Origin of the sequence: Olsenella sp. SW781 (assembly GCF_012027725.1) — a bacterium.
Taxonomy (GTDB): Bacteria; Actinomycetota; Coriobacteriia; order Coriobacteriales; family Atopobiaceae; genus Thermophilibacter.
In genome coordinates, this window is the sequence record NZ_SJOU01000002.1 from 149,026 (window position 1) to 170,123 (window position 21,098).

Below are 21,098 nucleotides of genomic sequence, written 5' to 3' on the forward strand. Positions count from 1 at the left end.
CATGGCGGACAGGACCGGTCTCACCGACGAGGAGCGCGCGGAGCTCGAGGAGCTCAGGGCCGAGAAGGCCGCGCGCGAGCAGGCCGAGCGCGCGGCCGCCGAGCGCGCCGAGCTCGAGCGCCTGCGCAGGCAGAAGGCCGAGGACGAGGCCATGAGGGCCTCCGTGGAGCGCGGCCGCGCCCTCATGGAGCCCGACGACGATGACCTCAGGATGCCGCTCGGCCAGAAGGTCGTCATTCTCGCCGTGGTGGGCGTCGCCATCGTCTGGCTCGCCGCCACGGTCCTCGGATAGGAGGAGCCATGTCTCTCACCGACCGCACCAAGCCCACCGACGTCTGCCTCAACACGGACCTCTACGAGCTCACGATGGCCCAGGGCTTCTGGGAGGCGGGGCTCGCCGACGGGGAGGCCTGCTTCAACGCCTTCTTCCGCGACTGCCCCTTCGACGGCGGCTACGCCGTGTGCTGCGGCACCGGCCAGATCGCCGACCTCGTGGAGAACTTCGTCTTCGAGGACGACGACATCGCCTACCTCGCCGGCATCCAGGCGCCCGGCGGCGGCCCCATGTTCAAGCCCGCGTTTCTCGAGTACCTGCGCGACCATCGCCTCGACCTCACGATCCACGCCGTCCCCGAGGGGCAGGTCGCCTTTGGGCGCGAGCCCATGGTGCGGGTGGAGGGCCCGGTCATCGACTGCCAGCTCATCGAGACGGCGCTGCTCAACCTCGTGAACTTCCAGACGCTCGTGGCCACCAAGACCGCCCGCGTGGTGCGCGCGGCGGAGGGCCACCCCGTCTCCGACTTCGGCCTGCGCCGCGCCCAGGGCCCTGACGGCGGCCTCGCCGTGGCGCGCGCGTCCTACATCGCCGGCGCCTCGTCAACTTCGAACGTCCTTGCGGGCAAGATCTACGGCATCCCCGTCTTCGGCACGCACGCCCACTCCTGGGTCATGGCGTTCCCGAGCGAGCTCGAGGCCTTCCGCGCCTTCGCCAAGTCGAGCCCCAAGAACTGCGTGCTCCTGCTCGACACCTATGACGTGCACCAGGGCATCAGGAACGCCATCACCGTTGCCAAGGAGATGGAGGCGGCCGGCGAGCGGCTCTCCGCGGTGCGTCTGGACTCCGGAGACCTCGCGCGCCTCTCCAAGGAGGCTCGCGCCGCCTTCGACGAGGCCGGCCTGCACTACGTCAAGATCTCGGTCTCCAACGACCTCGACGAGTACACCATCCAGTCGCTCTTCGCCCAGGGCGCCCCGATCGACTCCTTCGGCGTGGGGACCAAGCTCGCCACGTGCGACCCGCAGCCCTCGCTCGGAGGCGTCTACAAGCTCTCCGCCGTCCGCCGCCAGAAGGGCGAGCCGTGGACGCCCGTGATCAAGCTCTCCGAGCAGTCCTACAAGCGCACCGTCCCGGGCGTCCAGCACGTCCTGCGCTACTACGACCAGGCCGGCCGTCCCACGGCCGACATGCTCGTCGTCGACGACGTGGCGCGTGAGGGGACGCCGCGCGAGATGGTCGACGTCCTCGACCCGTACCTGACGCACCGCCTCTCGGGCGAGCCCGAGGAGCTGCTCGTCAAGCTCGTCGAGCACGGCAGGCGCGTCGGCGAGCCCGAGGGCATCGAGGTCGCGCGCGAGCGCTGCCGCGAGGCCCTCATGCGGCTCGACCCGGCGGTCGCCCGCTTCCTCAACCCGCAGACCTATCCCGTGGGCCTGGAGCTCGGCCTCGCCGACCTGCGCAGCCGTCTCGCCCTCGAGGAGCGCGCGGAGTCCGGGCGCCCCACGGCGTAGGCAGACGAGAAGAACCGAGAAGGACGTGGCCCCGACGTCTCCGCGCGAGCGTCGGGGCCTTCCCGTGCCGTGCCGTCCTTCTCGCCCAGCGCCCTTCTCCCCATCTCCTCCCGTCGACCGTCCTTCTCGCCGTCTCCTCAAGATTCAAATATTTATTACATGGAAAAGAAGGGGGCAACGGGGCTCCGGCGTCCAAAATCGGGTCATCGAGCCCCGTTGCCCCCTTCTTTTCCATGTAATAAATGATGGAAGCTCCCACGGGGTGCGCGTGCCGGGCGTCCATCCGGCCCGCGTGGGCGGGCGCTTTGCTACAATCACACAGTTACCCGCGCAACCGAGTTGCCGCCCCGACGCCGCCTTCGGCGACCGCGGCCACGATGCAAGCAAGAGGAGAATCCATGCCCGAGAAGATCGAGGAGCTCGTACGAGCCGCCATCGCCGCCGCGCAGGAGGCCGGCGACCTGCCTGAGTTCGAGGTCGGCGACCTTGGCTTCGAGCGGCCGGCCGACCCCTCAAACGGCGACTGGAGCTCGACGGTGGCCATGCGCTCCGCCAAGCTCGCCCGCCGCGCGCCGCGCCAGATCGCGGACGCCATCGTCTCCCACCTTCCCGAGGATCCCTCCGTCGACCGCGTGGAGGTCGCCGGCCCCGGCTTCATCAACTTCTACCTCGCCACCGCCTCGGCAAACGAGGTGTTCCGCACCGTGCGCGAGCAGGGCGCCGACTACGCGCGCTCCAGCATGGGGGCGGGGACCAAGGTCCAGGTGGAGTTCGTCTCCGCGAACCCCGTGGGCCCGCTCCACATCGGCCACGGCCGCTGGGTCGCCATCGGCGACTCGCTCTGCCGCGTGCTGGAGCACGTGGGCTACGACGTGGAGCGCGAGTACTACGTCAACGACCACGGCTCGCAGATGGACGTCTTCGGGCACTCCATCTCGATGCGCTACCAGCAGCTGCTCTCCGTGATGGGGGAGCGCGGCGTCTCCCTCGACGGCGCCCGCGAGGTCCTTCTGGCAGATCGCGAGGCCTTCGTGGCCGACGAGGGCGACGAGCACCCCGAGACCCACCCGCTCACCGACGCCTTCAACGAGGCCCTGGGCGGCAACGCCTACGGCGGCGACTACATCGTCGACATCGCCGCGCGCTTTGTGACCGAGGACGGCGACAGGTGGCTCGCGACCTCGGAGGGCGAGCGCATGGCGGAGTTCCGCGAGCGCGCCTACCTCTGGATGCTCGACTCCATCCGCGGCACCTGCCACGAGGCGCGCTGCGACTTCGACGTCTGGTTCTCCGAGCGCAGCCTCTACGTGAAGGGCGAGGACGGCACCTCGGCCGTCGACCGCGCGCTGGCCGCGCTGGACGAGATGGGCCACCTCTACCGCGACGAGGCGGGCGCCCTGTGGTTCCGCTCCACGACCTTCGGCGACGACAAGGACCGCGTGCTCATCAAGACCAACGGCGAGTACACCTACTTCGCCTCCGACGTGGCCTATCACTGGAACAAGTTCCAGCGCGTCGACCACGTGATCGACATCTGGGGAGCCGACCACCACGGCTACATCCAGCGCGTGCAGTCCGCCTGCGAGGCGCTCGGCTATCCCACGCAGTTCGAGGTGCTCCTGGGCCAGCTCGTGAACCTGCTGCGCGACGGCAGCCCCGTGCGCATGTCCAAGCGCAAGGGCACGATGGTCACCTTCGACGAGCTTCTCGCCGAGGTGGGGGCCGATGCCACGCGCTACACGCTCATCTCCAAGTCGTCCAACCAGATGATCGACTTCGACATCGAGCGCGTGAAGCGCCAGGACAACACCAACCCGGTCTACTACGTGCAGTACGCCCATGCGCGCATCTGCTCGATCCTGCGCCGCGGCGCGGGCGTCTCCGTCGAGGAGGCGGCCGAGCTCGGGATGGACGAGGTCGCGCGCCGCGCGGTGGGGGAGTCCTACGACCTGGGCCTTCTCTCGGACGCCTCCGAGGCCGCCCTTGCGCGCAAGATAGGCGAGCTTCCGAGCCTCGTCGAGAGCTGCGCGCGCGACCGCGCGCCGTTCCGCCTCACGCACTACGCCGAGGAGCTCGCCGGCGAGTTCCACTCGTTCTACGCCGCCTGCCAGGTGCTCCCGGGCAAGGGGAGGCCGATGGACGAGGAGCTCTCGCACGCGCGCCTCGCCGCGTGCGACGCCACGCGCCGCGTCCTCGCGCTCGTCCTGACGCTCGTCGGCGTCAACGCCCCGCAGAGCATGTAGGGCCTCGCTCGCCTTAGGCCTCGTGCCCCGGGCCCCGGCGTCACAGCGGCGCCGGGGCCCGTCCCATTTGTGTAAGGATTGCGAATAATCGAATTGTTATCTAGGATTTTTATTGCTTGAGAGCATTAACAATGGTTAATGCTCTCAAAATTATGTATACTGCCTCCTATCAAGGAAGCAGTTTTTCTCAGCTGCTTTGCAGGAAGTCCTTCGTGCTAGCGAAGGTGTGTGAGAGGCGGGGCCGTGGACCTCAAGGAATTCATGTCCGTCAGAAGGGCGTACAACATCGTCAGGCAGGCGGGCGCCTCGGATGAGCGCCTCACCTTCGAGGAGTTCGCGATCCTCTGCCGGCTCGAGATCGCCGACGAGCCGATGAAGACCTCTGCGATCGCCGAGTACCAGGGTGCGCTCAGGCCCACGATGACCCATCGCACGAACCACCTCGCGGCGCTCGGCCTCATCGAGCGCGCCGAGGGCGCCGAGGACCGCAGGAACGTCGTCTGCTCCATCTCCGAGCGCGGCCGCGCCCGCGTGGAGGAGCTCTCCGACCTCACCCGCGCGCAGATCCCCACGGGCCGCGCCCTCTCCCGGACGTCGGCGGAGCGCATCAGGAAGTACGTCGACGCCATGGGCTCGCTCTTCTGCAAGGCCGGTGACCTCGTGCTGCTTGGCCTCTATGCCTCCGAGAGCGACTCGCTCACCATCATGCAGATCGTCGACGCGCTCGGCCTTCTGCAGCCCACGGTCTCGATGTCGGTCTCCTCGCTCGTCGAGCGCGGCCTCGCGACGCGCTCCCACGACTCGGCGGGCGCGCACACCACGAGCGTGAGCCTCACCGAGGAGGGCGTCCGCGCGGCGGAGGCGCTCGTCGAGACCATCGAGGGCGTCGTCGTGCGCCGCAAGCTCCGCGGCAGCCGCAAGGCGGCCGACGCCGATGACGACGTGGCGTAATGCAACGTTTTTGCTGCGCCATCGTCTGATACGTGCTATAGTCTGAAGGCGGTCCCGCACGGTAGGTGCGCGGCCGCCTTCATCCGTTTTATGGGGATGCGTTCCCCGAACCCATATGAGAGCGCACATCGCACCCGGGCCATTTCTGACGCCCGTGCCGTGGCGCATGTGGGGTCGCAACAAGAGAGGTAGTTATATGTCGGACGCCGAGACGCCTGTTTCCGTGCCTGACCAGGCCGATTCCGTGACCGCCGCGCCTGAGACGACGCCGGCGAAGCCACGTCGGCGCCGCCGCACCAAGGCGGAGATGGAGGCCGCGCGGGCCGCGGAGGCAAAGGCGCGCGAGGAGGCCGAGGCCGCAGGCGAGCCCGTCGCCCCCAAGCGCCGCCGCGGCAGGCCACGCAAGGCGGAGCAGGCCGCCGAGCCGGAGGCGCCGGTCGCGCAGGCGACCGATGGGGCGGACGCTCCCGCCCAGCAGGCCGACGAGGCCGCCCCGGCCCCCAAGCGCCGCCGCGGGAGGCCCCGCAAGGCCGACAAGGCGGCGGAGGCGCCCGAGCAGCCCGCGAGCCCGCAGCAGCCGTCCCCTGCCGACCCCCAGCCCGACGAGATGACCCGCGCGACGGAGGCGGCGACGCGCGCGAGCTCCGAGCCCACCCCCATGCCCGCGCAGACCCTCGACGAGGGCGCTTCCGGAAAGGACGCCGCCCAGGGCGAGCAGCCGCAGCAGGAGGCCGCCGAGCAGGCCCCGCGCCAGGGGCGCAAGCGTCGCCACAAGGGCGACCGCGAGGCCTCCGGCGGCGGTGCCGGCCAGGGCCCCTCGGGCGGCTTCGCCGGCCAGGGCCGTCGCCAGAACGGCCAGGGCCGCCGTCGCAACCGCCGCCAGCAGGAGACCGCCGAGCCCTCGCTCACCCGCGAGGAGCTTGCCGAGATGAAGGTCGCCGAGCTGCGCGCCAAGGCCGCGGAGCTCGAGATCGACTACGTGGGCGTGCGCAAGCCGGCGCTCGTGGAGGCCATCTACGAGGCCGCCGCCCGTGCGGAGGGCTTCCGCCCCGTCGAGGGCATCCTCGAGATCGGCAACGAGGGCTACGGCTGGATCCGCACCGGCAACTACATGGAGGGCGACGACGACGCGTTCGTCCACCAGCAGATGATTCGCTCGCTCGGCCTGCGCGCCGGCGACCGCGTGTCGGGCACCGTCGGCCCCGGCCGCTCCAACAGCAAGTACCCGCCCCTCATCCGCGTCTCCGCGGTGAACGGCCGCGCGCCAGAGAACCTCAAGGCGCGCCCCCGATTCCGCGACCTCACCCCGGTCTATCCCAACGAGCGCCTGGTCATGGAGTGCGGCAAGGACTCCATCACCGGCCGCGCCATCGACCTGGTCTCGCCCATCGGCAAGGGCCAGCGCGGCCTCATCGTCTCCCCGCCCAAGGCGGGCAAGACCACGGTCCTCAAGAAGATCTGCCAGTCCATCGCCGCCAACAATCCCGAGGTGCACCTCTTCTGCCTGCTCGTGGACGAGCGCCCCGAGGAGGTCACGGACATGGAGCGCTCCATCAGGGGCGAGGTCGTGGCCTCCACCTTCGACATGCCGGCCGAGAACCACACGCACGTCTCGGAGCTCGTGATCGAGCACGCAAAGCGTCTCGTCGAGATGGGGGAGGACGTCGTGGTGGTGCTCGACTCCATCACCCGCCTCGCGCGCGCCTACAACCTCGCGCAGCCCGCGAGCGGCCGCATCCTCTCCGGCGGCGTCGACTCCGCCGCGCTCTACCCGCCCAAGAAGTTCCTCGGCGCCGCGCGCAACATCGAGAACGGCGGGTCGCTCACCATCATCGCCTCCGCGCTCGTGGACACCGGCTCCAAGATGGACGAGGTCATCTTCGAGGAGTTCAAGGGCACGGGCAACATGGAGCTCAAGCTCGACCGCGACCTCGCCGACAAGCGCATCTTCCCGGCCATCGACCCGGTGGCGTCCGGCACGCGTAACGAGGACCTGCTGATCGACCCTGCCTACCAGCCGTTCGTCTGGGGCATCCGTCGCGTTCTCGCCAACATGAACAACGTGGAGCGCGCCGCCAACGCGCTCGTGCGCGGCCTCAAGGAGACCGACTCCAACGAGGAGTTCCTGATCAAGAGTGCCAAGAAGGCCAACCAGACCGGCTACATCGCCTAGGACGGGGCCGTCCCTCCCCATCGATCCTCTCAGGCGCGCGCCCCGTTCGCTCGGGGCGCGCGCCTGCTTCGTCCGTCGAATCTGCCGAGAAGGACGTCGGGTTTGTGGGGCCTCCCGCGGCGAAAAACGCGCCAATTGGGGGAGGGGACCTAATCTGTAGGTCGAAACCCCTTGCGTGTTACGTTGGCGAATGGGTATAGTCTCATGAAAGCGCGCATGCGCGTCGTCGCGGTAACACGAAGATGAAACGAAGCCCAAACCGTAGACGCCACCTCCCACCTCGTATTCGTTGGTGGGGAACCGTGGTTTGAAGTTCGTCTCGTCTTCCGTCTCTGGGAGGAGCGGGAGAGCATGAGAGTGGGAAGGAATCCGGCCGTCCTTGCTGGGATAGGCGGGTCGCTCGCGCTGGCGCTGCCGGCGCCCGCGACGGCCCTTTCGCTTGAGGACGTGGTCGGCGAGGTCCTTTCCTCCCCGGGGGTGTCTTTTGTCGCCGGCTTCGCGAGCGGCGTCGTCGCCGTGGGCGGCGTGCTCGGCGTGGCGGCGCTCGTGCGTGGGCTGTCCCGACGCGCCGCGGCGAGACGCGCGGTGACGGCACCTCCCGAGCAGACCTCCGCCTCCGTCGGGGTGCCCGACGAGGCACCCGCGTATCGCCCGCGCCACATGCGCCCGGTCGAGGGGGAGCCGGTTGCCGGGAGCGCGCCTGCCGATTCGGCGCCCATCGAAAAGCCGCTTCCCGTCGTCACGCGGGCCGCCGCGGAGCCCGCGCCCGAGCGCCGCGGGCCGAGCCACGCCGCTCGCGACTACGAGGACGTCGCCGAGAACTACGTCAGCCGCCTGAGCTTCCGCGAGCGCATGGCGCGACGCGCCGAGGGCGTCGCCGCGACGCTCAGGGCGCGCATGGACGCGGGCAGGATGGCGGGCGTCCCCGTCATCGAACGCGCTGACGGGACGGTGGGGGACGTGGGCACGAGCTGGTGGACGGCCTCCGTCGGCGCCGACGCCATCCCCTCGTCCTTCTCGATAGCCGCCGAGGACGACCCGCTCGCCATCCCCGCCGACTTCTCCGGCATGGGCCGCAGGCTTGACGCGGGCCTCTCCTACGGCTTCGACGTCCCGCCGACGGGCGCGTCCCGTGAGGGCATCTCCGGGCGCGTTGCCTTCGTCGACGAGGGGGCGTATCCCGAGCGCCGCACGGTCGAGGAGCTCACCGAGGACGACGACTGGGCCGCGGCCCTGCGCTCGCTCGACGAGCTGGTCGCCGCAGAGCTCCCGCAGCGCGACCCCATCGAGTTCATCGATCCGGTGGGCGGGTTCGACACGCTCGACGAGCCCGACAACCTCGAGCCTGACACCGCGTTCATCCCCTTCCGCCCGCCTGCCGGCCATCCCGAGGTCGTGGACACGGAGTCCTACGTCGACTACCTCATCAACGACGAGTTCTCCAAGAACTCCTCCAATGCCGTCCGCCGCACCTCCAGGCGGTTCCTGCAGGTCATCGAAGGGGGGACGCAGCGCTCGGCGCACCTCGCGGGGTCCGCGTCCGCCCGCCCCGCCCATACGCCGCGGCACTTCTCGAGCACGGTGGCAATCGAGGCATGATGCGCGCGCATGGCGACTCGGCGCGGCGGCCCAGCCTCTCATGGGCCGCCGCGCTCGTTCTGTGGATAGCCCTCATCTGGGGGCACTCGCTCGTCCAGGGCCCTCAGTCCTCGGCCGAGAGCGGCCTCGTCGTGGGACTGCTGAGGCCGCTCTTCGAGGCGGTCGGGGTGGTGGACGCCGACGCCATGTCGCTCGCCGTCCGCAAGTGCGCCCACTTCTCCGAGTATGCGGTCCTCGGCGTGATCGTCCGCGGGCTCCTCGTCGCGCGGCGCGCCGAGTCCGGCAGGCCCGCGCTGCCCGCGGGCCTGCTCGTCGCCCTTGTGCCCGTCATCGACGAGTCGATACAGCTCTTCGTCCCCGGACGCTCGGGAAACCCGGTCGACGTCTGCATCGACCTTGCGGGCGTCACGGCGGGCGTCGCGCTCTCCTGGGCGCTCTCGCGCCTGGCCGCGAGGCTGCGGGCGCGGTGATTGTTTCGATGCTGTTAGCAGCGTCACAGCTCGGTTAACAATTCCTCCACATCGCTGTTGCCTCGCTTGGGGCGGGCGTACGGTAGCAGCACGCTTTACGTAAGAAGCGACGGGAGGAGAAAGACATGTTTGAGAACGTTTCCAGGCGCCAGTTCGTGACCGGCTCGGCTGCGCTCGCCCTGGGCCTCGGGCTCGTGGGCTGCGGCGGCAACGGGGGCGGGGAGTCCTCCGGCGCATCCGGCATCAAGGTGGGCGTCATGGGCCCGCACACCGGCGACAACTCGTCCTACGGCCTCGCGTGCCTGAACGGCGCGCAGCTCTACTTCAAGCAGCTCAACGCCGACGGCGGCGTCAACGGCAAGCAGATCGAGGCCGTCGTCTACGACACCAAGGGCGACGCCACCGAGGCCGTCAACGCCTACAATCGCCTCGTCCAGGAGGACGGCGTGACGGGCATCGTCGGCTCCGTCCTCACCGGCCCCACCATCGCCGTGGCCCAGGCCTCCGTGGCCGACAACATGCCCTGCGTGACCCCGTCCGCCACGGCCGCCGACGTCGTCACCTACGGCTCCAACTACTTCCGCGCCTGCGTGACCGACCCCGAGCAGGGCCGCGTCATGGCCCACTTCGCCTCGGAGCAGGGCTACAAGAACGTCGCCACGCTCTACCTCTCCGGCTCCGACTACTCCGAGGGCGTCAACGCCGCCTTCTGCGAGGAGGCCGAGGCCCTGGGCATCACCATCACCACCCAGCAGTCCTACGCCGAGGGCGACGTCGACTTCAAGGCGCAGCTCACCAACATCATCGCCACCAGCCCCGACGCCATCCTCGTCCCCAACTACTACCAGGACGACGGCATGATCGTGAACCAGGCCCGCGGCCAGGGCTATGACAAGGTCTTCCTGGGCGTCGACGGCTGGTCGGGCATCTACGGCGGCTCCGAGAACTACGCCGACGCCGCCAACCTCCACGACTGCTACTACTGCTGCGCCTTCAGCTCCTCCAACGAGTCCGAGACGGCCACGAAGTTCGTCTCCGACTACGAGGCCGAGTACGGCGAGGCTCCCACCAACTTCTGCGCGCTCGGCTACGACGCCGCGATGGTCCTCGCCGCGGGCCTCACCGCCGCCGAAGAGGCCGGGCTCGAGGCCGGCACCGACGAGTACAAGCAGGCCGTGATCGACGGCATCGCGGCCGGCACCGTCGATGGCGTCACGGGCTCCATCTCCTACGAGGGCACCGGCGACCCGGTCAAGTCCTCGCTCATCATCACCTTCGCCGAGGACGGCACCGAGGAGACCTTCCAGGTCCTCGAGGCCTAGCGGCCCCTCGTCCTTCTCGCCCCTTACGGGGCACCGGGCAAGCCGTGCCCGGTGCCCCGCTTTGCTCGCGCGGCCCTGCCGCGCCCCTCATGAGAGGAGCTCGCCTTGTTCATTACGCAGGTGCTCAACGGCCTGCAGCTCGGCAGCATCTACGCGCTCGTCGCCCTGGGCTACACGATGGTGTACGGCATCATCCTGCTGCTCAACTTCGCCCACGGCGACATCATCATGGTCGGCGCGTACGTGTCGTGGCTGGTCATGGCCCAGCTGGGGCTCAACCCCGTCCTCGCCGTCATACTCTCCGTGGCCGCGTGCACGCTCATGGGCGTGCTCATCGACAAGGTCGCCTACGCCCCGCTGAGAAACGCGCCGAGGCTCTCGATCCTCATCACCGCCATCGGCGTCTCGTACTTCCTGGAGAACGGCGCGCAGCTCGTCTTCGGCGCCGACGCCAAGGTGGTCCCCGCCTACACCGACCTGCAGACCATCCAGGTGGGCGGCCTCGCGCTCTCGTTCCCCTCGGTGCTCACAGTCATCGTCACCATCGTGGCCACGGTCGCGCTCACCCTCGTGGTGCAGAAGACCAAGCTCGGCAAGGCCATGCGCGCCGTGTCCGAGGACATGGGGGCGGCGCGCCTCATGGGCATCAACGTCAACTCCACGATCTCCTTCACCTTTGCCGTGGGCTCGGCGCTCGCCGGCATCGGGGCCGTGCTCTACGCGATGGCCTACACGCAGGCCAGCCCCACCATGGGCATGATGCTCGGCACCAAGGCCTTCGTGGCGGCGGTCCTGGGCGGCATCGGCTCGATCCCGGGCGCCGTCGTGGGCGGGCTGCTCGTCGGCTTTGCCGAGGTCGTCGTCACCGCGCTCGGCCTCTCCGTCTGGAAGGACGCCGTGGTGTTCCTGCTGCTCATCATCGTCCTCGTGGTGCGGCCCACCGGCATCTTCGGCCGCACGATGAACGAGAAGGTCTAAGGGGGTGCACGCATGGAGGAAGAGGTCATGACCGAGAAGCGCCCCATCATCTCGACGGGCGGCCCGCAGCCGGCCGCCGGCAGGCGCCGCAGCCTGTCGATGCCCGTGAGGTACGCGATCAACGCCGTCCTGGTGCTCGTCATTCTCGTCCTGGGCGAGCTCATGATCGACGGCGGCGCCATCAACCGCTATCAGTCCACGGTGCTCGAGCAGGTGGGCATCTACATCATCCTGGCCGTCTCGCTCAACATCGCCACCGGCTACCTCGGCCAGCTCCCGCTGGGACACGCCGGCTTCATGTCGATGGGCGCCTACGGCTGCTCGATCTTCATCATCCGCATGAGCGAGGTCCTCGGCATCGGGGCGCGTGACTTCGTGACCGGCTCGCCGATGACGGTCCTGCTCGTCCTGGGCGGCCTCGTCGTGGGTGGTCTGTGCGCCGCGGTGGCGGGCATCATCATCGGCATTCCCGCCCTGCGCCTTAAGGGCGACTACCTCGCCATCATCACGCTCGCCTTCGCCGAGATCATCCGCGTCGTGATGCTCAACATCGACAGCGTGCTCGGCTTCGAGCTCACGGGCGGCGCCGCCGGGCTCACCGGCATCCCCAGCTACACGAGCTTCCTGCTCGTCTTCGGCTGCGTGGCGGTGGTGTGCTTCCTCATCCACACGATGATGAAGTCCCGCCACGGCCGCGCGATCCTCGCCATCCGCGACAACGAGATCGCGGCCGAGGCCACGGGCGTCAACACCACCTACTACAAGACGCTCGCCTTCGTCGCCTCCGCGTTCTTCGCGGGCGTGGCGGGAGGCCTCTACGCGGGGTGCGTCGGCGTCCTGCAGCCGGCGGTCTTCGGCTTCATGAAGTCGATCGAGATCCTCGTCATGGTGGTCCTCGGCGGCATGGGCTCCATGCTCGGCTCCGCGCTCTCCGCCACCGTCCTCACGATCCTGCCCGAGGCGCTGCGCGCGTTCTCCGAGTACCGCATGATCGCCTACGCCATCGTGCTGATCCTCGTGATGATCTTTAGGCCGCAGGGCCTGCTCGGCTCGTACGACTTCTCGCTCTCCCGCATCATCGAGCGCGTCATGAACCGCGACTTCCCGTGGTCGAGGAAGGGCGCCGCGCCCGCGGGCGCCGACGACGGAAAGGAGGCGAGCCGCGATGCCTAGCGACAAGAAGAAGCGCCGTCCCGTCCTCGTGCAGATGGAGACGCCCAACCTCATCCCCGAGCGCGACCTCGGCTCCATCCCCGTGCTCCAGGCCGAGCACCTCGGCATCGACTTCGGCGGCCTCACCGCCGTGGACGACTTCAACATCGCCATGGGCCGCACGGAGATCTCCGGCCTGATCGGCCCCAACGGCGCCGGCAAGACCACGATCTTCAACCTGCTCACGAGCGTCTACAAGCCTACGCGCGGCACCGTCCTCGTTGACGGCTACGACACCGCGAGCAAGTCCGTCGCCGAGGTCAACCGCATGGGCGTGGCCCGCACGTTCCAGAACATCAGGCTCTTCTCGCAGATGACGGTGGAGCAGAACGTGCTCGTGGGCTACGGCAACGCCATGAGGACGAACCTCATCACGGACATGCTCCGCCTGCCCGGCCACTGGCGCCAGGAGGCCGAGTACCGCGAGAAGGCCCTCGAGCTGCTCGACATCTTCGACATGAGGAAGTATGCCGACACCCAGGCCGGCAACCTCCCGTACGGTGCCCAGCGCCGCCTGGAGATCCTCCGCGCCCTCGCCACCGGTCCGAAGGTCCTGCTCCTCGACGAGCCCGCGGCGGGCATGAACCCCGCCGAGACCGAGGAGCTGATGGAGAACATCCTCAAGATCCGCGACGAGTTCCAGATCGCCATCCTCCTGATCGAGCATGACATGAGCCTCGTCATGGGCGTGTGCGAGGTCGTGGGCGTGCTCGACTACGGCAAGATCATCGCCAAGGGCACCCCCGAGCAGATCCAGAACGACCCGCGCGTCATCGAGGCCTATCTCGGCAAGCAGGAGGTGAAGTAGATGGCCCTTCTCTCCGTCAAGGACCTGCACGTCTCCTACGGCGCGATCAAGGCGGTCCGCGGCATCTCCTTCGAAATCAATGAAGGTGAGATCGTGACCCTCATCGGCGCCAACGGGGCCGGCAAGTCCACCACGCTCAACACCGTGGCGGGCCTCATCAAGCCCGACTCGGGATCCGTGGACTTCGAGGGGGAGACCCTCCTCGGCATGCGCGCGCACAAGATCGTCGAGCGCGGGCTGGCGCTGTGCCCCGAGGGGCGTCGCGTCTTCACGCAGATGACGGTCGCCGAGAACCTCGAGATGGGCGGCTACACGCGCACGGACGCGGAGAACAAGGAGACGCTCGAGAAGGTCTACGAGCACTTCCCGCGCCTGAAGGAGCGCCGCGGGCAGGTGGCCGGCACGCTCTCCGGCGGCGAGCAGCAGATGCTCGCCATGGGTCGCGCGCTCATGAGCAAGCCGCGCCTGCTCATGCTCGACGAGCCCTCCATGGGTCTCGCGCCGATTCTCGTGCAGGAGATCTTCGACATCGTCAAGCAGCTGAACGAGGCCGGGACCACGATCCTGCTCGTCGAGCAGAACGCCAACATGGCGCTCTCCGTTGCCGACCGCGCGTACGTCCTGGAGATCGGCACGATCAAGAAGACTGGAACCGGCGCCGAGCTGCTCGTCGACGACGACGTCCGAAAGGCCTACCTCGGCGGCTGACAACATCGGGTACCTGGGCGGCGGCCTTCTGCCGCCCTCGTCTCTGGCGGCGGACCACCCTCCCGGGTCCGCCGCCTTTCTCGTGCCGCGGTCCTTCTCGCCCGTCCTTCTCGCCTCGCCGCCGTCCTTCTCGCCCCCTCCGCCGTCCTTCTCGCCGCCCCACGCCCCCCGACAGCTTAGGTGAGCAAAAACTTTCAACTAGCCTGCACGGATTTCTTAGGTGAGTCACAAAGTGCCAGTTGTTCAGCGCCCCCTCTCCTTAGGTGAGTCGTGACCGTTCGAAGTATTTGCTCACCTAAGCGGCAGGGAGGTGGCGAGGATAAAAAAGATATAGACAACAGAATCTAAAGTTTTATACCCTATAAGGAAAACATGGCATAGGGAGGGGAGCATGGAGAACAGGGAGCTGTGTCTGGGGTATGGCAGCGCCGTCGAGCTCTGGCGCCGGGCGCGAAGGAGGGTCGACGCCCAGAATCCCGACGATCTGCTCGTGCGCCTCATCTTTGACCGGGAGCCGCGCGTCCGTCTTGACGCGCTCCCGACCGCCGTTTCGACCAGCCTGATGCCGACCCACCTCGCGGGCCGTCTCGTCCTTCCCGCGAGAGGGGCGCTCGGCACGGCGCGCCCGACCCTGGACTGCGTCGTCTCGTCGCGCGGCGGGCGCGAGCGGCATCATGGCGTGGCCTGCCACCTGCTGTCGGGCCCGTATCCGGAGGGGTCCATCTGCAGGGACCCGGAGACGGGCCTGCTCGTCACCGGCGTGCCGCTCACGCTCCTGCAGCTTGCGGACCGCCTGGATGACGTCGCCATGCTCGAGCTCATCAGCGAGCTCATGGGGTTCTTCGTCATCGACGACGCCTCGGAGACGGGCCTTCGCCACGGCCCGCCGCTCGTCACGGCCACCGGAATCAGGGACTGGGTCAGGGCGGCGCGCGATCTCAGGTCACGGGAGGGGCTGAGGATGCCGCATGGGACGGGGCGCCTGCTCTCCCTTGTCGACCTGGCGGTTGAGCGCGCCGCATCGCCGGGCGAGGTGAGGTCGTCACTGCTTTTCTCGCTACCGCTTGCCCGCGGAGGGTACGGGCTGCAGAGGCCGCGCCTCAACGTGCTGACCCCGCTGTCCGCGTCGGACGCGGCGACGTACGGGGTCGAGGGATACGTCTGCGACCTCACGTGGGCGGACCGACGAACGATGGTCGAGTATCGCGGCGAGCTTGTCCACAAGCAGCGGGCGACCAAGCTCTCCGACGCACGCAAGGGCAACATCCTGAACCACCTCGGCTACGAGGTGCTCATTCTCGAGAAGTACCAGCTCTCGAAGATCGACCTCATGAACGAGCTCGCGAGGATGCTCGCGGAGCGGCTCGGCGTGGCGTTCGTCCTCGGCGGCAGGGAGGCAATGACGCAGCGCCTGCAGCTTCGCCGGGACCTCCTCGGGCGTTGGGTCGAGCCGTGACGGCGCCGACCGGACGACCCACGCTTGCTTAGGTGAGCGCGGACGACCTCCACTCGGATTCCCGCTCGGATTCCCACTCGCTTAGGTGAGCAAATAATTCGAACGGTCGCGACTCACCTAAGGAGCGAGATGGTGAATCACCTGCCCATCTTCGACTCACCTAAGAAATCCATGCAGGATGGTTGAGGGAATTTGCTCACCTAAGCGATGCGGGGCGGGGAGGCGGGCGGCAGCAAGGCTGCGGGGCGCCGCAGCGGGCGATAAGGGCTGGCGAGAAGAGCCGGTGAGAAGGACCGGCGAGAAGGACGGCGATAAGGACCGGCGAGAAGAACGGCGCGTCGAGTCGCACGCCCTTCTCGCCGTGCGCTAGTGGACCTCGACGGTGGTGCCGAGGGTGTTGGCGGGAAGGGTCTGCAGCCAGTAGCCGGGGCAGGCCTCGGCAAGCGCGGAGGCCACCTTCGCCGCCGCGGCGTCTCCGTCGGCGACGGCGATCATCGTGGACCCCGAGCCGGAGATGAAGAAGGCGCAGGCCCCGGCCTCGCGGGCCGCTGTGCGCAGGGTCTCGTAGTCGGGGATCAGCCTCGCCCGGTACGGCTCGTGCAGGCGGTCGTGGCAGGCGGCGGCGAGCAGGTCGGCGTCGCCGAGCTCGAGGGCCCGCACCACGGCGACGCAGCGGCCCATCTGCCAGACGGCCGTCTCGCGGGAGACCTCCTCGGGCAGGACGCGGCGCGCGTCGGCGGTGCGAACCTCGTATGGGGGAGCAACGGCGACGAAGCGCAGGTTGCCGGCAACGTCCATTCTGGTCGAGGTGGTCACGTCGCCGTCGACGAAGGAGCTCACCAGCCCGCCGAGGAGCGCCGGCGCCACGTTGTCGGGGTGGCCCTCCATGGCGACGGCGAGCTCGAGGGCCCTCTCACGCGAGAAGCCCTCGCCCGAGAGCGCCATCGCCGCGCCGACGCCGGCGATCACGCAGGCGGAGCTGGAGCCGAGGCCGCCCGAGAGCGGGATCGGCGAGAGGATCGTTATGTGCAGGGGCACGGCGTCCGTGCCGAGCCGCCCGCAGGCGTCGAGGTAGCTCTGCCAGACGAGGTTGTCCTCGCCGCGGAAGCGCTCCTCGCACCCCACGACCTCGAGCCGCTCGGCCGGCGTCATGAGAAAGGTCGCCGTGAGGTCGAGCGCGAGGCCGAGGCAGTCGAAGCCCACGCCCACGTTGGCCGAGGTGGCGGGCACGCGGACGATGACCATGGGCCGCTCGCGGCCGTCGGCACCGATCACAGGAACACCCGGGCGCAGGCGGACTCGACGAAGGCGCCCATGCGCTCGCGGTCGCAGACGTCATCGTGCAGGACGGCGTCCGCGCGCAGGCCGGAGAGCTGGCCGGGCGCGACGGTGCCCGTGAGGCGCTCGAGGGCGTCCATGCAGGCGAAGCCGTTCATGCCGTCGGTGACCTCGCCGAGGGCGGAGAGGACGTCCGCGCAGAACTTGTATGGGCTCGCCGTGGAGAGGCAGACGCGCGCCGAGCCGTCGGCGGGCGTGGCGTCGAGCACGTGCTTCGCCACGGCGGTGTGCGGGTCAATGAGGACGCCGAGCTCGCCCCAGGTCGAGCGGATCGTCTCGCGTGTGTCGGCGTCGTCGGCGCGGCCGCAGGAGAACACGGAGCGGATCTCGTCCATGACGCGGTCGGGCACGGTGTAGACGCCCCTCTCGGCGAGGTCGCCCATGAGGGAGGACACGAGCTCGCAGTCCCCGTCGGAGGCGAAGTACAGCAGGCGCTCCAGGTTGGACGACACGAGGATGTCCATCGAGGGCGAGATGGTCTTGTGGAACTCGCGGCGGCGGTCGTAGGTGCCGGTGGTGAGGAAGTCCGTGAGGACGTCGTTGGCGTTGGACGCCACGATGAGGCGGCGCACGGGCAGGCCGAGGCGCCTGGCGTAGTAGCCGGCGAGGACGTCGCCGAAGTTGCCGGTGGGCACGCAGAACGTGACCTCGTCGCCCATGCGGACGGCTCCCGCGCGCACGAGCTGCGCGTAGGAGTCGAAGTAGTAGGTGACCTGCGGCGCCAGGCGGCCAACGTTGATGGAGTTGGCGCTCGAGAGCACGACGTCGCCCTCGGCGAGGCGTGCCGCCAGCTCGCGGTCGGCGAAGATGCGCTTGACCTCGCCCTGGCAGTCGTCGAAGGTGCCGCGCACGGCGCACACGGCGACGTTGCCCCCGAGCTGCGTCACCATCTGGAGGCGCTGGATGTCGGACACCTTGCCGTGCGGGTAGAAGACCGTCACGCCCGTGCCGTCGACGCCCGCGAAGCCGTCGAGCGCGGCCTTGCCGGTGTCTCCCGAGGTGGCGGTGACCACCATGATCTTGCGCCCGTCGTCCGCGCGCGCGACGCGCATGAGCTGCGGCAGCATCTGGAGGGCGACGTCCTTGAAGGCGCGGGTGGGCCCGTGATAGAGCTCGAGCAGCCAGTCCGCGCCGAGCGGCGTGACGGGGCAGACGCCGGGCGCGTCCCACTGCGCGCCGTAGGCGGCCTCGACGCACCCCGCGAGCTCGTCGGCCGTGTAGTCCGGCAGGAGCGTCCCCAGGACGAGGCGCGCGGTCTCGCGGAAGCCCTGGCCGCAGACGACGTCCAGGCCCACGCCCTTCTCGCCGAGCGCGTCGGAGACGTAGAGGCCGCCGTCGGGCGCGATGCCCGCGAGGATAGCTTGCTTGCTTGTTACGGATTGCGCGTCCGAGCGCGTGCTGTGGTAGAACGGGGTCACTGTGGCTCCTTGCGTCCGAGGTACCCGTGCCTTGCTTGCAAGTATCATAGCCGCGGGGCGCGCTCCCGCCGCGCGTTGGATACACATTCGAAAGATTGGACGAGACGCATGAAGATCGCCCTCCTCGGCTTTGGCACGGTCGGCCGCGGCGTAGACCAGATCATCTCCGAGCGCGTGCCCGACGTGGAGGTCGCGCGCATCCTCGAGCTGCCCGACCGCCTCACCGATCCCAGGATGACCTCCAGCTATGACGACATCGTGTCCGACCCCGAGATCGGGCTCGTGGTGGAGTGCATGGGCGGCGTCGAGCCCGCCCGCACCTACATCATGGCGGCGCTCGAGGCGGGCAAGCACGTCGTGACCTCCAACAAGGCCGTCGTGGCGGCGCACTTCGCGGAGTTCGCCGCGGCGTCGGCGGCCTCGGGGGCGGGCCTCTACATCGAGGCGTCCGTCGGAGGCGGCATCCCCTGGATCGCGAGCGTCGAGAAGGTCCGTCGCATCGACGAGGTCACGTCATTCTCGGGCATCATGAACGGGACGACCAACTACATCGTGGACGCCATGCGCCGCGAGGGCGCGGACTTCTCCGAGGTGCTTGCCGAGGCGCAGCGCCTCGGCTACGCCGAGCGCGACCCCTCCGCCGACATCGACGGCGTCGACGTGGCCAACAAGACCATCATCTCGGCCTCCGTGGCCTTTGACGTGGCGTGCGAGAAGGACCTCCCGGTGACGGGCATCCGCAACCTCAGGAAGTCGGACCTCGACCTCCTGGCCGGGTGCGGCCGCACGGCCAAGCTCCTCGGGCGCGGCGTCTGCCGCGACGGGCGCTACGCCGCGGCGGTGGAGCCGGTCGCCGTGCCGCTCGACTCGCTCGAGGCGAGCGTCCCCTCGAACTTCAACCTGGTGACCCTCGACGCCACCACGGTGGGCGAGCTGCGCTTCTACGGCCAGGGCGCCGGCAGCCTCCCCACGGGCAACGCCATCGTCCAGGACGTGCTCGACTGCGTGCGCGGCGTTCGCCGGCCCGCCTACGACTTCTCGCGCGGCCTCGCGTGGGACCCGGAGCTGCTCCGCTCCGACCACGTATTCCGCACCGACGCTGCGATCCCCGGCGCGGAGCCCTTCGCGCCGGGCGCCGTGGTCGTCCGCGACGTCACCGCCGCGGGCGCCCGCGCCCTTCTCGACGCCGCGCTCGAGGTCGACCCCACCACGTTCATGGCCGCCCTCGCCTGACGGGGATTGTGACAAGGGCGTCCGGGCAGCTTGCCAGGGTGCCTAGGAAGGCAGGTTTCTCAGCATGATCAAGATCGCCAAGTTCGGCGGCTCCTCCGTCGCGTCCGCCGAGCAGTTCCGCAAGGTCAAGGCCATCGTCGAGGCCGACCCCGACCGCCGCTTCGTGGTGGTCTCCGCCGCCGGGAAGCGCTTCTCCGGCGACAACAAGATCACCGACCTCCTGCTGCTGGTGAACGCGCACATCCAGTACCACGTGGACTGCACCGCGCTTCTCGCCGACATCGAGCAGCGCTTCGTCGAGATAGCCGACGAGCTGGGCCTCAAGTGGCCGGTGCACGAGAAGTTCCAGACCTTCGCCAAGAACATCAAGAAGCACTCGCCCGAGTACATCGTGGCGCGCGGCGAGTGGTTCACGGCGCACCTCATGGCCGAGTACCTGGGCCTGCCCTTCGTCGACGCTGCCGACGTCGTGGTCTTCCACCACGACGGCAACGTGGACATGGAGCGCACGGCCGCCCGCCTCAAGGACGTCATGGTGCGCAAGGGCTGCTTCGTGCTGCCCGGCTTCTACGGCGCCACGGTGGACGGCCAGATCAAGCTCTTCCAGCGCGGCGGCGGCGACATCACGGGCGCCATCCTCGCGCGCTGCATCGACGCCGGCCTCTACGAGAACTGGACCGACGTCTCGGGCTTCCTCTCCGCCGACCCGCGCATCGTCGACCACCCGCGCTCCATCCGCCGCATCACCTTCGACGAGATGCGCGAGCTCTCCTACATGGGCGCCTCGGTCCTGCAGGAGGAGGCCATCTTCCCGGTGCGCGAGGTGAACATCCCCATCCAGATCAAGAACACCAACCGCCCGCAGGACGAGGGGACCATCATCCGCGAGAAGGCGCGCATCGGCGAGGACGAGCACCTCATCACCGGCATCGCGGGCAAACGCGACTTCATCTCCGTGCACGTGAAGAAGGCGCACATGTCCGGCGAGGTGGGCTTCGTACGCCGGGCGCTCTCGATCTTCGAGCGCTACGGCATCTCGGTGGAGCACATCCCCACGGGCGTCGACTCGTTCTCCGTGGTGGTGAACGGCGCCGACGTCAAGGACTCGATCTACTCCATCGTGACCGACATCCGCCGCGAGCTCGAGCCGGACGACATCACGATGGTGGACAAGCTCGCGCTGCTCTCCGTCGTGGGCCGCAACATGTCCAAGCGCTCCGGCACCTCCGGCAAGATCTTCGGCGCGCTCGGCGAGGCGGGCGTGAACATCCGCATGATCACGCAGAGCTCGCAGGAGATCTCCATCATCATGGGCGTCAACAACGAGGACTTCGACCGTGCCGTCCAGGTGATCTACGACCGCTTCGTCCGCGACGAGATGGTCACCACCAGCTAGCGTGC

At 68.9% G+C, this 21,098-nt stretch carries 18 protein-coding genes; 16 read left to right on the plus strand and 2 right to left on the minus strand.

Annotation, left to right across the window (positions count from 1 at the left end; all coding sequences use genetic code 11):
• Position 1: 1 nt before the first annotated feature.
• From E0L17_RS01825 to E0L17_RS01890, 14 genes are all read left to right on the plus strand, one after another.
• A complete protein-coding gene (locus tag E0L17_RS01825; RefSeq protein WP_167929580.1) occupies positions 2–292 on the plus strand; it encodes a hypothetical protein in 291 nt (96 codons plus the stop codon).
• An 8-nt stretch (positions 293–300) separates the two neighbouring features.
• The gene (locus E0L17_RS01830; protein WP_167929581.1) at positions 301–1,788 is read left to right on the plus strand and encodes a nicotinate phosphoribosyltransferase; all 1,488 of its coding nucleotides are present in this window, start codon (positions 301–303) and stop codon (positions 1,786–1,788) included.
• 398 nt (positions 1,789–2,186) lie between these two features.
• Entirely contained in the window at positions 2,187–4,031 is a 1,845-nt protein-coding gene (gene argS, locus E0L17_RS01835; RefSeq protein WP_167929582.1) for an arginine--tRNA ligase, read from the plus strand.
• A gap of 243 nt (positions 4,032–4,274) precedes the next feature.
• Entirely contained in the window at positions 4,275–4,982 is a 708-nt protein-coding gene (locus E0L17_RS01840; protein ID WP_167929583.1) for a MarR family transcriptional regulator, read from the plus strand.
• Between the two features lie 196 nt (positions 4,983–5,178).
• On the plus strand, positions 5,179–7,155 hold the full coding sequence (gene rho, locus E0L17_RS01845) for a transcription termination factor Rho (protein ID WP_206108954.1): 1,977 nt from the start codon (positions 5,179–5,181) through the stop codon (positions 7,153–7,155).
• Between the two features lie 351 nt (positions 7,156–7,506).
• Positions 7,507–8,754, plus strand: a complete 1,248-nt coding sequence (locus tag E0L17_RS01850; RefSeq protein WP_167929584.1) for a hypothetical protein — start codon at positions 7,507–7,509, stop codon at positions 8,752–8,754.
• Complete coding sequence (locus E0L17_RS01855; RefSeq protein WP_167929585.1) at positions 8,751–9,224, plus strand: VanZ family protein; 474 nt, start codon at positions 8,751–8,753, stop codon at positions 9,222–9,224. Before E0L17_RS01850 ends, E0L17_RS01855 begins: the two co-directional genes overlap by 4 nt.
• Before the next feature lie 125 nt (positions 9,225–9,349).
• Positions 9,350–10,546 carry an ABC transporter substrate-binding protein gene (locus E0L17_RS01860; RefSeq protein WP_167929586.1) on the plus strand — a complete coding sequence of 399 codons (1,197 nt, stop codon included), beginning with the start codon at positions 9,350–9,352 and terminating at the stop codon, positions 10,544–10,546.
• A 105-nt stretch (positions 10,547–10,651) separates the two neighbouring features.
• A complete protein-coding gene (locus tag E0L17_RS01865; RefSeq protein WP_167929587.1) occupies positions 10,652–11,524 on the plus strand; it encodes a branched-chain amino acid ABC transporter permease in 873 nt (290 codons plus the stop codon).
• 12 nt (positions 11,525–11,536) lie between these two features.
• Positions 11,537–12,697, plus strand: a complete 1,161-nt coding sequence (locus E0L17_RS01870; protein ID WP_167929588.1) for a branched-chain amino acid ABC transporter permease — start codon at positions 11,537–11,539, stop codon at positions 12,695–12,697.
• Positions 12,690–13,544 carry an ABC transporter ATP-binding protein gene (locus E0L17_RS01875; protein ID WP_167929589.1) on the plus strand — a complete coding sequence of 285 codons (855 nt, stop codon included), beginning with the start codon at positions 12,690–12,692 and terminating at the stop codon, positions 13,542–13,544. Before E0L17_RS01870 ends, E0L17_RS01875 begins: the two co-directional genes overlap by 8 nt.
• Positions 13,545–14,252: an ABC transporter ATP-binding protein gene (locus E0L17_RS01880; protein ID WP_167929590.1), complete on the plus strand. Its 708-nt coding sequence runs from the start codon at positions 13,545–13,547 to the stop codon at positions 14,250–14,252.
• Positions 14,253–14,643: 391 nt separating this feature from the next.
• Positions 14,644–15,708, plus strand: coding sequence for a hypothetical protein (locus tag E0L17_RS01885; protein WP_167929591.1), 1,065 nt, complete (start codon positions 14,644–14,646; stop codon positions 15,706–15,708).
• 178 nt (positions 15,709–15,886) lie between these two features.
• Entirely contained in the window at positions 15,887–16,078 is a 192-nt protein-coding gene (locus E0L17_RS01890; RefSeq protein WP_167929592.1) for a hypothetical protein, read from the plus strand.
• Here the strand turns inward: E0L17_RS01890 and thrB are convergent.
• Entirely contained in the window at positions 16,075–16,983 is a 909-nt protein-coding gene (gene thrB / locus E0L17_RS01895; protein ID WP_353652930.1) for a homoserine kinase, read from the minus strand. The genes E0L17_RS01890 and thrB overlap by 4 nt on opposite strands.
• Positions 16,980–18,464 (minus strand): threonine synthase, encoded by a 1,485-nt coding sequence (gene thrC, locus E0L17_RS01900; RefSeq protein WP_167929593.1) that lies wholly within the window; start codon positions 18,462–18,464, stop codon positions 16,980–16,982. The genes thrB and thrC overlap by 4 nt, the downstream gene beginning before the upstream one ends.
• A 108-nt stretch (positions 18,465–18,572) precedes the next feature.
• Between thrC and E0L17_RS01905 the strand changes: the two genes are divergently transcribed.
• Positions 18,573–19,697: a homoserine dehydrogenase gene (locus E0L17_RS01905; RefSeq protein ID WP_167929594.1), complete on the plus strand. Its 1,125-nt coding sequence runs from the start codon at positions 18,573–18,575 to the stop codon at positions 19,695–19,697.
• Between the two features lie 64 nt (positions 19,698–19,761).
• Entirely contained in the window at positions 19,762–21,093 is a 1,332-nt protein-coding gene (locus tag E0L17_RS01910; RefSeq protein WP_167929595.1) for an aspartate kinase, read from the plus strand.
• Positions 21,094–21,098 lie beyond the last annotated feature (5 nt).

Bases quoted from the DNA above. Each gene is read 5' to 3' on its own strand.
- E0L17_RS01870 (WP_167929588.1), top strand. From the start codon at position 11,537: ATGGAGGAAGAGGTCATGACCGAGAAGCGCCCCATCATCTCGACGGGC.
- E0L17_RS01850 (WP_167929584.1), top strand. From the start codon at position 7,507: ATGAGAGTGGGAAGGAATCCGGCCGTCCTTGCTGGGATAGGCGGGTCG.
- E0L17_RS01890 (WP_167929592.1), top strand. From the start codon at position 15,887: ATGGTTGAGGGAATTTGCTCACCTAAGCGATGCGGGGCGGGGAGGCGG.
- E0L17_RS01860 (WP_167929586.1), top strand. From the start codon at position 9,350: ATGTTTGAGAACGTTTCCAGGCGCCAGTTCGTGACCGGCTCGGCTGCG.
- rho (WP_206108954.1), top strand. From the start codon at position 5,179: ATGTCGGACGCCGAGACGCCTGTTTCCGTGCCTGACCAGGCCGATTCC.
- E0L17_RS01905 (WP_167929594.1), top strand. From the start codon at position 18,573: ATGAAGATCGCCCTCCTCGGCTTTGGCACGGTCGGCCGCGGCGTAGAC.
- E0L17_RS01825 (WP_167929580.1), top strand. From the start codon at position 2: ATGGCGGACAGGACCGGTCTCACCGACGAGGAGCGCGCGGAGCTCGAG.
- argS (WP_167929582.1), top strand. From the start codon at position 2,187: ATGCCCGAGAAGATCGAGGAGCTCGTACGAGCCGCCATCGCCGCCGCG.
- E0L17_RS01880 (WP_167929590.1), top strand. From the start codon at position 13,545: ATGGCCCTTCTCTCCGTCAAGGACCTGCACGTCTCCTACGGCGCGATC.
- E0L17_RS01875 (WP_167929589.1), top strand. From the start codon at position 12,690: ATGCCTAGCGACAAGAAGAAGCGCCGTCCCGTCCTCGTGCAGATGGAG.
- E0L17_RS01855 (WP_167929585.1), top strand. From the start codon at position 8,751: ATGATGCGCGCGCATGGCGACTCGGCGCGGCGGCCCAGCCTCTCATGG.
- E0L17_RS01910 (WP_167929595.1), top strand. From the start codon at position 19,762: ATGATCAAGATCGCCAAGTTCGGCGGCTCCTCCGTCGCGTCCGCCGAG.
- E0L17_RS01830 (WP_167929581.1), top strand. From the start codon at position 301: ATGTCTCTCACCGACCGCACCAAGCCCACCGACGTCTGCCTCAACACG.
- E0L17_RS01885 (WP_167929591.1), top strand. From the start codon at position 14,644: ATGGAGAACAGGGAGCTGTGTCTGGGGTATGGCAGCGCCGTCGAGCTC.